12 protein-coding genes are annotated in these 11,291 nt (G+C 43.0%); all 12 read right to left on the bottom strand.

Annotation, left to right across the window (positions count from 1 at the left end):
• Positions 1–21 precede the first annotated feature (21 nt).
• The gene (gene icmH, locus HUO09_RS01795) at positions 22–795 is read right to left on the bottom strand and encodes a type IVB secretion system protein IcmH/DotU (RefSeq protein ID WP_167412742.1); all 774 of its coding nucleotides are present in this window, start codon (positions 793–795) and stop codon (positions 22–24) included.
• 2 nt (positions 796–797) lie between these two features.
• Entirely contained in the window at positions 798–2,132 is a 1,335-nt protein-coding gene (gene tssK, locus HUO09_RS01790) for a type VI secretion system baseplate subunit TssK (RefSeq protein ID WP_167412743.1), read from the bottom strand.
• A 5-nt stretch (positions 2,133–2,137) separates the two neighbouring features.
• Positions 2,138–2,617, bottom strand: coding sequence for a type VI secretion system lipoprotein TssJ (gene tssJ / locus HUO09_RS01785; protein ID WP_167412744.1), 480 nt, complete (start codon positions 2,615–2,617; stop codon positions 2,138–2,140).
• Between the two features lie 2 nt (positions 2,618–2,619).
• Complete coding sequence (tagH, locus tag HUO09_RS01780) at positions 2,620–4,092, bottom strand: type VI secretion system-associated FHA domain protein TagH (RefSeq protein WP_188232790.1); 1,473 nt, start codon at positions 4,090–4,092, stop codon at positions 2,620–2,622.
• A gap of 2 nt (positions 4,093–4,094) precedes the next feature.
• Positions 4,095–5,111, bottom strand: a complete 1,017-nt coding sequence (tssG, locus tag HUO09_RS01775) for a type VI secretion system baseplate subunit TssG (RefSeq protein ID WP_188232789.1) — start codon at positions 5,109–5,111, stop codon at positions 4,095–4,097.
• Positions 5,075–6,844, bottom strand: coding sequence for a type VI secretion system baseplate subunit TssF (gene tssF / locus HUO09_RS01770; RefSeq protein WP_188232788.1), 1,770 nt, complete (start codon positions 6,842–6,844; stop codon positions 5,075–5,077). The genes tssG and tssF overlap by 37 nt, the downstream gene beginning before the upstream one ends.
• A gap of 5 nt (positions 6,845–6,849) precedes the next feature.
• Positions 6,850–7,287 (bottom strand): type VI secretion system baseplate subunit TssE, encoded by a 438-nt coding sequence (tssE, locus tag HUO09_RS01765; protein ID WP_188232787.1) that lies wholly within the window; start codon positions 7,285–7,287, stop codon positions 6,850–6,852.
• 5 nt (positions 7,288–7,292) lie between these two features.
• Positions 7,293–8,768, bottom strand: coding sequence for a type VI secretion system contractile sheath large subunit (gene tssC, locus HUO09_RS01760; RefSeq protein WP_175579752.1), 1,476 nt, complete (start codon positions 8,766–8,768; stop codon positions 7,293–7,295).
• A gap of 45 nt (positions 8,769–8,813) precedes the next feature.
• Positions 8,814–9,311, bottom strand: coding sequence for a type VI secretion system contractile sheath small subunit (gene tssB, locus HUO09_RS01755; RefSeq protein ID WP_167412750.1), 498 nt, complete (start codon positions 9,309–9,311; stop codon positions 8,814–8,816).
• Positions 9,312–9,670: 359 nt separating this feature from the next.
• Positions 9,671–10,198, bottom strand: coding sequence for an NADPH-dependent FMN reductase (locus HUO09_RS01750; protein ID WP_167412948.1), 528 nt, complete (start codon positions 10,196–10,198; stop codon positions 9,671–9,673).
• Between the two features lie 215 nt (positions 10,199–10,413).
• A complete protein-coding gene (locus HUO09_RS01745; protein ID WP_167412949.1) occupies positions 10,414–10,677 on the bottom strand; it encodes a YfcL family protein in 264 nt (87 codons plus the stop codon).
• A 46-nt stretch (positions 10,678–10,723) separates the two neighbouring features.
• Positions 10,724–11,254, bottom strand: a complete 531-nt coding sequence (locus tag HUO09_RS01740; protein ID WP_167412950.1) for an elongation factor P hydroxylase — start codon at positions 11,252–11,254, stop codon at positions 10,724–10,726.
• Between the last annotated feature and the right edge of the window lie 37 nt (positions 11,255–11,291).

Raw genomic sequence — 11,291 nt, 5'->3', positions numbered from 1 at the left:
AGTACCTAGCCTTAATTATATTTATAGAATTTGATTGAGTTGTTCAATTACGTCACTGGTTTTGACATGCAGCAAATAGCTGTAGCCAATAAACACGCTAATCGATATCACGATAAAGCCAGCAAATATCGACCACAAAGGTAGCTGCTTACTTAATTGATATTTGGATCGCACGACATGCTCAGTCGCACTGGTAAGCTGGACGATATCCGCCTCATGATCTCGATTCAGTAGTTTGTGCAACTGGCTAATGACTTTTTCGCGTTCACTCTTTCCTGATTCAATCACGCGATATTTACCTTCAAAACCCAGAACTAAACATTGGTAGATAAATTCGAGCAACGACTTGTATTGTTTGGGTTCAGATTCAAGGCGTTTAAGAATGGTAAACACTTTCTCCCCACCCCAAGTTTCGTTATGAAAGCGTGATAACATCGAATGTTCCGCCCAAACCGTTGAGGCGCCCCATGAAGTCCCCATCACGGATTCATCCAAAAACGTACACAGAATATAACGATAAGCCATTAGAACTGCGTGCTCATAACCTAGCTCCGTTAACTCGATTTCAATGGTTTTAATCTCTTCAACCACTTGCTGGTAAATGACTTCAACGTTTTCACATTCTGTCAACTGTCGAACTCGCAATGCCAAACCAAACAATGGCGTCGCAGCATCAATCAATGGATTATTCAAACTACCACGCAATTGGAACCAGTAATCTTGGTCATGATTTATCTTCTCGGCGCCATCAAACAACAAACTACTGAGTTTGCTTTCTTTTTTACTGATATCCATACTTAACTCCTAATCGCCCAGAATTGCAGATCCAGCTCTTGAAATGCCGCGGCAACGTGGAAAGCAAAACCACTAGAGTGCTGAAGCATGTTCCAGGCACTGCTGGTTTTATCCAATTGGTAATAGGTATAGCCTGCGTGATAAGGAAGCTGACGAGGGGCAACAGGTAATACAACCAAAGGGATACCAGGTAATTGAAGCGAAATAAGTTCACGAATTTTCTCAACCGATGAAACTTTCGTTTGCTGAGTAAATTGACGTCGTAGCTCATCCATCGGCATACGAGCCTTAACAGCGACAATGAAGTCGGCACTTTCCATCAACTGCGGATCTTGAATTGGCGCGACCATCAAGCCATATTTACGCTTATCTAGCTGAATGGAAACGGCTCTTGGTTCAAGCACAACACTCAGCGATTGACGTAAATTACGAATCAAAGGCCAGAAAGACTCCGTCGGCATATCATGGTTGTAACTGAGGATTTTGGGCGGTAAGCGACTTTCATCAGTGAAGGTCGCTAGCTCACCAGCAACCGTCGATAAACACTCAAACAAGCGCTCTGGATGTAGGCTACGTAATTTCGCCAAATGTTGGAGTTGGGGCTGCAAACGGTTGAGAGCTTGAAGTAACATAAAATCGGAAACATCTGCGACGCCACCTTGCGACGGGGAACTAATCCGCTGAGCAATATTCTTCGCACGTTCGTGCATTAGACCCGAAATTTCATTAACAAAACGGTGCAGAGCCAAATTACCGACCACGTTAAGGTGACACGGAATAAAATCTGCATCCATCACCACACTCCCGTCAGGACGTTTTTCTAAAATGCGACCAATAGCCATCGAGGCGTAAGCACTGCGGTCTTCTTTTTCTAGCATCAACTGAACCCGCACAGGGGACACGTCAATAGTAGTCATGTCACCTTGTACAGTATGCACGTCACGGACTTCGAGACGGCGGTTTTCATAGCGTCCCGTACCTTGAACTTCTGGCCAGTTAACCTCCATCAAAGACTCACTACGTAACGGAATCGCTAAGTACACCAATTGATTAGCTAGAGATGCATCATCAATCTCTAGCGCATCAGGTACGGCGTCTTCTTGAGGAATGCGGAACGCGGTTCCATCAGGCATGATGCCAACAGCACGTTCAATAGCGATACGACCGAACGATAGGTATTCTGGATTTAAGGAAAACTCTGAAACACCATATAAATAACGGCTGACAGAACTCATTCGTTCGTCAATATAGTATTCGGTGTACCTTTGTTGTTGCTGGAAGTGTTGCGGCTTAATAAATAAGCCTTCATTCCAAATAACACGATTGCGTGAAAACATCTTGTTTATTCCACCTTTTCCAACTTCACGTCGTATTCATCGAGAAGCATCAAAAGGTGATACTCCCTTCCTTTATTTAGTACTTTGACGGCTTTCTTCCACTCACTCAGCTCAATGTCAGAAAAGTTAGCCATGATGCCGATATAATTCGTCTCTTCATCCACTTCTATCTGGGTGATAAACTTGAACTGTCCCGGCATCAATACGTAATCGTAGCTTCTGACGAAATTGCTTTTCAGTGCCTTCTCGTAATCAGCTTTTAACTGGTCATAACTTGATGACATAAACATCGAATCATCCGCCAACTCAAAAACCTGAATTTCGACAGGCGAGGCCTGTCCCCAAAGGCTCGGGTTAACGCCATCACCAGCGACAATACTGAACGTCACTTTAGTAGGTAACTCGGTAGGATCGTAACGTTCAGGCTCACTACTACATGCAGTAAGGATTAGAGCAAGCAGGCTAATCCATAACAGATTCCTCACGACTAAAACTCCAGTTGTTTCTCTCGAATTTTCTTGTCATACGTTTGCTCGAAAATCTCCCAGAACAGTTTTTCAAAACCTTTTTGCCGATGTGACGTTAACTCTTGATAGTAGTTGCAGTACATATTCCAGGCCCATGCGTCCGTGTTATGAGCGGTTTCTTGATGAGAGCGTTTATAATTTTGGAAACGACGTTGCAGCACTTGCGGTGAAAAGGCGCCGAGGATTTGTCTTAAGGCTTCACTGGTGGCATATTGCATCGCTTCGTTGTGCGCTTGAACATTACGCAAACTTTCTGCGATGGCGGCGGGTGCCGACAAATGAACAGCACTTTTCTCTGCATCATATAAAGTTTTAATCGTTTCTTGATAGGACAACCCTAAACGTAGCGGGTTATCTTCTATCGGTTGCAAATTACGGTTTAACGTGCCAAATCGTCCGTCACAGACCTGTTTATGCAAGTCAAGCAAACCTTGAATACAAGCTTGTAGAGACTCGCCCATCTCTTGAGAGAGCATATGCATACGCTCAATATCATCGGTCTGGTCAACTTGTACGCCTAAGCCAGTAAGCATAGGTCCTGTCAATAGATGACCACCCGTTGCTGATTGGGTTTTGGTCACACTTGCTTCTGGCTGAATGCTTTTTGCTACTTCTTCCTCTAGCAAATCTAATGTTTGCTCGTCCATATGGAGGCCCTCTGAAACGTTGTCATGAGTTGTCTGTTGGTTTGGCTCAAGCTCATTAGCTTGATAAATATTTTGTTGTTGCGTTGATTTACTCTGAATTACTGCTTTCTTACCAAAGCCAAAGCTAAGAATGCGTTTGAGCGTCATTGATGAGCCAATTTCATTGTCACTATCGGCTTGCACGGTAAAATTTGGTGTACGCAGCGTTAAATCTTCGTTAGGAACGATAGAGGGCTGGTTTTCCTCAGTTGTGACTTCAAGTTCATCATGAATGAAAGACTCTTCATCATTTACTTTCATAAGAACATCTAAAGCACCCAGCGGCTCGGTGCTGACTTCATGTTCTTGTTTGACGACAGTGTCGATATCTATCATGTCATCCGCGAGTAAGTCTTCAGTGGTCTCTTCAAACAGTTGGCTTAAAGGGCCAGAAGTATGGTCATCTTCATAGTCCCCCACCATCACTCTAAGTTCGTAAGGACCAATTTTGATATGGTCTTTGTGGGCAAGTTTGGCAAGTTGTCCTGTACCTAGCGGCATTTCCGTTGCATTGATGTATGTATCCCCACTTAAATCTCGGATACAAAATGCGCCATCAACCATCAGCACTTCGCAGTGCTCACTTTTGATTTGACCATCGGAGTCCTTTAGAACCCATTGGCTAAGATGTCCTGAGCCGATTATGCCGCCAGAACTCTGCCACTGCGTTACAGCAGAAAGACCGGATTCCAGTTGCTGTGCGTTTATCACCAACAAGGTTAAATTAGGTTGATCCGAAGAACCCATTGTTATTGCCTCACTTGTATTAATACACTTTTCGCTCTTGAACTGGTGCCAAGAAAGGATGTCCAACCGAGTGCGATACCTGACTGTTCGCCCAAAACGAAATCGGGAGCCTCATCTTCATCCATCGTCAATTCCAAGTCGTAAGCCATTTGCTCGCGTAATATGAATTCAACCAGTTTGCATAGTGGTTCAAACTCTTGCCCTGAAGGTAAAAAGTCAGAAAATTTACTGCGCGACAATTGGCGAATACAAATCGTAAACTTACCATTGCAGTCAACGATGGATTCTCCTATTAGAGAGGTCACGCCCAATTGCGAATTTGGCCCCCCTAACGTAGTTTGCTGAGCAACATCAATACTCACTTTACGTCGAGTCCATTGACTAATTTCAACCTCTTCCAAATCAAAACAGTGAGCAATAATCCCTGACACCACTTGCGGTGAACGGCTACGTCCAGCCAAAGTGCCAGAGTAAGCCAACATCTTGCACCAGTTGATCGGAGTCTCACCACGTAGATCCGGAGAGCCTAGTCCAACTAAAGACAACAACTGAGCAGAAAAATCGTCTTGTGCATCAGGTTGAAAGCGTATGAAGTAGCGATACTTACGCCAAATTCGATACACAAGGTTGATTAATCGATTGTTAAAAAAATCGAAGAATGGCTGTTTCATCCCACCAGGGTATTCATTCAACAACTGCTCGACCACGAATCCAGGCAATGGCGATTGGGCACCAGACAAGCCAAAGAAATTAGTCATCATTACCAAACGTTCGTCATCTCGCTTCTCTAGCTGACTAACATCGCTAGGCGAGAAACCTAGGCTAGGGTTACCACTGAATACTAGTTTGCACTGACGCTCCCAATCATCGTTTTCTGGGTTTAGTTCGAATAACTTTTGTAGCAACTCAACAAGTTGATAAAAGTTGTAGCCATGAACGTCTTGTGGCAACACAGATTCAACGGTTTGCCTCAAGTCACCCGTTAAATGAGTGGCTGCATCCCCGTCTGTGTACCCCATGTATATCTTTCCTGATTAGTAATATTGACTACATTAAGTTCATGAAATGAATTAATGCTTGCGTATAAAGCAAAGAAATGACTGAGCACTGTGCCAAATAGGAACAAGTCCCCCTCGGATCCAAAGCCAGACTGGTCAATATACAAGGTTGACTGTAACCCTCTCACAGGCAACCCGCGCAATACCTTATCAACAGGTTTTGATTCTATTTCCTGAATTGCAGCGAGACGTTGCCGCGAGACTCGCTCAGCTTGACGATCAACCAATGCACGAAAATCATAAGCTCGTAGCACACTACTAAGCGCATCTTTGGATAACAGTGATAAATAATTGAGTGATAAGTTAGAGATCAACGTCCACAGTAAACTTCCGTCCAAAACAGGGCGAAGTGATTGTGAAGGCACTGATACGTTAGCAAAGGTTGCAAATGGTGGAGACGTGTCTGTCGACTGACAAATATCTCCAATCCCAAGCTCTAGCGGTAATAGTCTATTGGTACAGTTGAGCTTAATCGAAACCGCTTCATCAACATCGAATGAGACCGTTTCATCACTGCGGACAAACGAGATAAAGGAATCAAATCCATCACCACGAATACTCTCTTTAACGCGAGTGCGGTAATAAAGAGCATTGCGATTGCGTACCCGTTCAACTTCGTGCTGGAAACTTTCAAACGAGGAATAAACGCGTTTTGCACCACGAACCCGTCTACCTTCATTCGCTGAATTTTGCCAACCCGTTACTGACTCAACATTGAAAACTTCATAATGAGATGGATAACGGCTAGATGGCGTAATACGATATTCAGATTGACGGCCGGATAACGCTATAGGATCTGCATCGTGTTCGAATAAATTGATAATCGGAGTGCAATACAGCTGAAAGTTATCTTTTCGGACCCTAACGTCAGCTGGTAGAGTCTTTGAAAAATACAACTGAATTGTGAATGCCCCGGTGACATTTTTCGGTATTGCTCTATCAAATCCGACCAAGTCAAAGAAATGGAATGCTTCAGGAAATGACAGGTATTCTTGCAGAACTCGATACCCTTCATAAACATTGGTTGGATAAGGAAGCAGAGCGTCATCACTGTCGAAACCAACCGTTTTAAAGCAACCTTCACCAAGTGAAAATTGAGTACCATTAACGTCGATGGTGACCTTGTCTAAATAATGATTGAGCCACAAATAGATCATCTGTGAGCTGTATTTATCACCTCCCAGATAAAAGCGCAGGTTATCCAGTAGCGCACTGCCTACCGTGGTATCACCTAACATCTCAAGTGATAGTTCAATCGTTGTCGCTTCGCGTGTATGTTGCGCTTTTACATCCTTACAGGTTAATGGATAGAGCTCGACAACACGGCAAGTGCTGAAGTGACATTTTGTGCCAAATACTTGTTTGCTATCTACTTGAGTTCCTTTGCCAATCACCTGCTTTTCACTGACACTTTTATCTGGTGTGAACGCTAAGATCGTCATGCTTGGGATTGGCCTTAAGTAGTTGGGCCAGAGCATATTGATCATTGAATGGGTCAGCTCTGGGAATTCATCCTCAACTTTTTCTCGCAAGCGCGCAGTAAGAAACGCAAAACCCTCCAGCAGCCTTTCTACATCGGGGTCCATCGTTCTTCCGTGCAAGAATCGAGAGAGCTGAGGGTGAATTTCAGTAAATTCACGCCCTTGCTCTTTGAGAAAAGCTAGCTCCTCTCTGAAGTATTTGTCTTGGGTCATAATCCCTAAATCACTAGATATTTTCTATTTTGATCCAGAAGCAAACTGATTTGAACGCGGTCATGAATAGCATCACTGTTAATTTCTGCAGTAATTCTGAACTGTAACGACAGCGGATTGAAACTGTTTGTCTCGGCGAACACTTCAATGTTCTTTAGTCTCGGCTCAAAATTATGTAAACAGTCTTGAATCGCTAATTTAACCTTCAGCGATAGATCTAAGGTATCTAGCGTAGCATCGTTGAAATCAATCAACCCTAGGCTTGGTGAACTTTGGGCACCACCGACACGTGTATTTAAAATCTTGGAGACGTTACTTTTAATTGAGTTGAGAACATCATTTGGCTCTGGACCTTGCGTTAAAGAAACGTTCTTAGTATTGGCTTCTAAGCGTTCAAAGAAGCCAACACCGAACGTACTTTCTTCTGGAGCAAAGTACGTCATAATGGTTATGCCTGATCTAACCGGCCGACCAATGACAATTCAAAGTTTGCCCCCATGTACTTGAAATGAGGACGAACAGAAAGAGATACCTGGTACCAACCTGGATTACCGTCTACGTCTGCCACTTCGATCTTCGCTGCACGCAATGGACGGCGACTACGAACGTCTGCCGGTGGGTTTTCTTGATCCGCCACAAATTGTTTTATCCAAGTATTCAATTCACGCTCTAAATCTTGACGCTCTTTCCATGAACCAATCTGTTCGCGCTGCAGCACTTTAATATAATGAGCTAGGCGGTTAATGATCATCATGTAAGGTAATTGAGTACCCAACTTGTAATTGGTTTCCGCTTCTTTACCTTCTTTGGTATTTGGGAAAATCTTGGGTTTTTGGATTGAATTTGCTGAAAAGAACGCAGCATTGTCACTGCCTTTACGCATTGTTAAGGCGATGAAACCTTCTTCTGCTAATTCAAACTCTTTACGGTCAGTGATGAGGACTTCCGTTGGGATCTTCGCTTGAAGCGCTCCCATAGCCTCAAACACGTGGACTGGTAGGTCTTCAACGGCACCACCACTTTGCGGACCAATGATGTTAGGACACCAGCGGTATTTAGCAAAACTGTCTGTTAAACGTGTCGCAAACGCGAAAGCAGTATTACCCCAAAGATAATGTTCGTGGGATTGGGCGACACTCTCTTCGTAGTTAAATGACTTAATTGGGTTTTCGGTTGGGTCATAAGGAACACGCAATAGGAAACGGGGGGCTGTTAACCCTAGGTAACGAGCATCTTCAGACTCACGAAGTGAACGCCATTTGGTGTACTTCGGACTTTCAAAAATCGATTTTACATCTTTAATATTTGGCAGTTCTTCAAAAGAATCAATACCGAAGAACTCAGGGCCAACGCTTGAAATAAATGGCGCATGAGCCATCGCCCCTAATGCTCCCATATACTGAAGCAGCTTCATGTCAGGCGTCGAAGGTGTAAAACTAAAATTACCGATAATCGCACCTGTAGGTTCACCACCAAACTGGCCATAACCTGATGAGTATACGTGCTTGTACAGACCAGATTGTGTCGTTTCTGGCGCAAATTCGAAGTCGTCAAGTAACTCTTCTTTGGTAACATGAAGAAGATCAATTTTATTGTTTTCACCAAAATCGGTGCGATCTACCAACAGTTTTAGCCCACGCCATGAGGATTCCATTTGTTGAAACTTTTCGTTGTGAAGTATTTCATCCATTTGGGCACTAATTTTTTTATCTAACTCAACCAACATTTGGTCAACGAGAGATTTATTCACCGCTTCTCCCACTTGCTGAGAGCCGATGAGATTCTCAATAAACGCGGCAACACCTTTTTTAGCAATATCATAGCCTTCTTCACTTGGAGCAATTTTGGTTTGTGCCATGATTTCATCGAGTAAGCCGCCTTCAGCTAGCTGGGGTCTTTCTAGTACCGTTTCTGTAGACATCAGGTATTTCCTAATCCATTAAATGACGAATGTTCTCAGTCTATTATTTTATTTAGCTTCTTCACTAACTAAACTGAGCTCTTCAAGCAGTTTGTCGCGAGATTCCTGAGAGTGCAGTAATTCTTGCAAACGATCGCGAAAAGCTGGAATGTTGCCGAGAGGACCTTTCAATGCAACAAGAGCTTCACGAAGCTCAATCAACTTGTTTAACTCAGGTACTTGATTCGCAATTGAATCTGGTGAGAAATCAGCGAGTGAGCTAAAACGTAGTTCAACAGGTAGATCTACATTTTCATCATCACTTAACTTGCTTCGTACAGACGTCGATAAACTAAGTTCACTTTCACGCATCACCGACTCGAAGTTATTTTTATCGACTGAAACGGTGCTACGCTCCTCGAGAAGAGTTTCTTCGGGATGACCTTTAAAGTCACCAACGACTAATGTTTTGAGTGGCAATTCAACTTCAGCCTGAGCATCACCTGTCGCAGGTACATACTTAATATTGATTCGCTCTTTAGGCGCGACACTTCCTTCTTTAGACATATCTATATATCTCACTATCTAAGTCACTAAATGAACACGCATATATGCATCAAAACACTATAAAATCAAAATTATATTCACCCGCGTGAATAAGAGTCACATTTTTTTACATTAAAATGGTGAAATAATTACTAATTGATGAGTTTTTAACCGAATAATGAAAGATAATATCAATATAAATATTGACATATCGTTATTGCCATAATTATTAGTGATTAAATTGTTACTACCTAGATAAATCGTCATGATCTACTGAATAATTTTTCAGCCAAATGATAGTAAGATGGGTTGGTAATCTTGTCCTCAGAAACAACAAAGCCTCGCAGTGCGAGGCTTTGTTGTTTTTATAATCGAAGCGCTTAAGCAACCAGTGTTGCTACCGCTTCTTTAAGTTGAGCCGCGATGCTTTCATTCGTCACGACGCCACTTTCCATATCGAAGTTGTCATAGAAGCTTGGTACAGAAACTGTCGCTTTTACATTGCCGCCGAAGTAACCAGCAGAGCCAGAAGCTGCTGCTAATACAGATGTTGCACCGCCAGGACCAGGAGATGTTGCTAGGTAAACCGCAGGCTTATTTTTGAATACTTCACGGTCGATACGTGTCGCCCAGTCAAACAGGTTTTTGTACGCTGCCGGATAATGGCCGTTGTGCTCTGCAAATGAGATAACAAAAGCATCAGCTTGTGATAAATCACGCAGGAAACCTAATGCGCCCTCTGCCTGACCAATCTCTTTTTCCAGATCTTCGCTGAACATAGGTACGTGGTAATTATTAATATCGAGCACTTGAACTTCAGCACCATCAATCAAATTTGCTGTATAAGTTGCCAATGCTTTGTTAATAGAAGTTGAACTGGTGCTTGCACCAAATGCGATAACTTTCATGACGATAATCCTGTGTGCTGTTTCGATGTGATTAGATTAAACTTTGAACACTTCGCCAACAAGCCGAATTATTGTATGAGGTCATTCAAAAATTTTGAATGATGCATTATTGGTACAAACAGCGGCCAGCATATCCATATTTATCGATGAATAATCCACATATAAAAATAGCAGCGTAATCGCTGCCATCTTATATTTCGTACTCTAAGCGGAGACTAAGCTTGATTCGATAGCTCGTTCCATAAGTCCGAGACAATAATGCGGTCCGCTGGCGTCAACTCTGTGCGAGCTTCCTCCAAACTTTTTTCAATTCGTGCTTTTAGCTCAGAAACGTCTTCAATGCCTTCTTCTTCACACGATGCGGCAGATAGTGAGATGTGTCCACGTAAATAACCACCAGCAAACAGTTCATCATCCGATGCAGTGGCAATACGTGTATCAATCAGCTCTAAAAGTTTTTCTTCAAATTCAATAATCATGTTTACGAATACCTAGTTTTATCACAACTGTTCAGTTAAGCATTGGTCAACAAATCACAAACTGATCAGCCGTTAATTCCGGTGTCTGATAAAACGACTGTAATGCCTGAGAAAGCATTTTCACTCGTTCAGGTAATCCATGTTGCAAAATACTCAAGACTTCTTGATGGACTTTCGCCATGAATGCCAGACGGTCTGGTTCAAAATCGCCGCTAAGGTTGTCACAACTTACCGTAAAAGGAAACCCTGCACTGAGCGACAATATCCACTCATAAGCTTGAGGACGAATTTCGACTTTCTCAAACTCTGCCTGCACTTGCTCAGAACGACCATCGGGATGATACCAGTAACCAAAATCTTCCAATAAACGACGCTCAGGGCCAGCCACACACCAGTGCGCAATTTCATGCAAAGCAGAGGCATAGAAACCGCGAGCAAAGATAATTCGGTGATAGTCCACCTTATCATCTGCAGGCAAATAGACAGGCTCATCTCCACCTAACTCCAGCTTAGTGTTAAACGAGCTAAAGAAAGTTTGGTTAAAGATGTCGATCAAATCAGTGTATTGGTGAGACATAACAGCAAGTTCTTGGGTATGCGACGAATGAAGTTAA

This window comes from Vibrio sp. Y2-5 (assembly GCF_014596725.1).
GTDB lineage: Bacteria > Pseudomonadota > Gammaproteobacteria > Enterobacterales > Vibrionaceae > Vibrio.
This window is presented reverse-complemented; position numbering and strand designations above follow the sequence as displayed.

Coding starts and splice junctions, on each gene's coding strand:
- tssG (WP_188232789.1), bottom strand. CDS start 5,111: ATGGGGTACACAGACGGGGATGCAGCCACTCATTTAACGGGTGACTTG.
- icmH (WP_167412742.1), bottom strand. CDS start 795: ATGGATATCAGTAAAAAAGAAAGCAAACTCAGTAGTTTGTTGTTTGAT.
- HUO09_RS01740 (WP_167412950.1), bottom strand. CDS start 11,254: ATGTCTCACCAATACACTGATTTGATCGACATCTTTAACCAAACTTTC.
- tagH (WP_188232790.1), bottom strand. CDS start 4,092: ATGGGTTCTTCGGATCAACCTAATTTAACCTTGTTGGTGATAAACGCA.
- tssF (WP_188232788.1), bottom strand. CDS start 6,844: ATGACCCAAGACAAATACTTCAGAGAGGAGCTAGCTTTTCTCAAAGAG.
- tssB (WP_167412750.1), bottom strand. CDS start 9,311: ATGTCTAAAGAAGGAAGTGTCGCGCCTAAAGAGCGAATCAATATTAAG.
- HUO09_RS01745 (WP_167412949.1), bottom strand. CDS start 10,677: ATGATTATTGAATTTGAAGAAAAACTTTTAGAGCTGATTGATACACGT.
- tssK (WP_167412743.1), bottom strand. CDS start 2,132: ATGTTTTCACGCAATCGTGTTATTTGGAATGAAGGCTTATTTATTAAG.
- HUO09_RS01750 (WP_167412948.1), bottom strand. CDS start 10,198: ATGAAAGTTATCGCATTTGGTGCAAGCACCAGTTCAACTTCTATTAAC.
- tssE (WP_188232787.1), bottom strand. CDS start 7,287: ATGACGTACTTTGCTCCAGAAGAAAGTACGTTCGGTGTTGGCTTCTTT.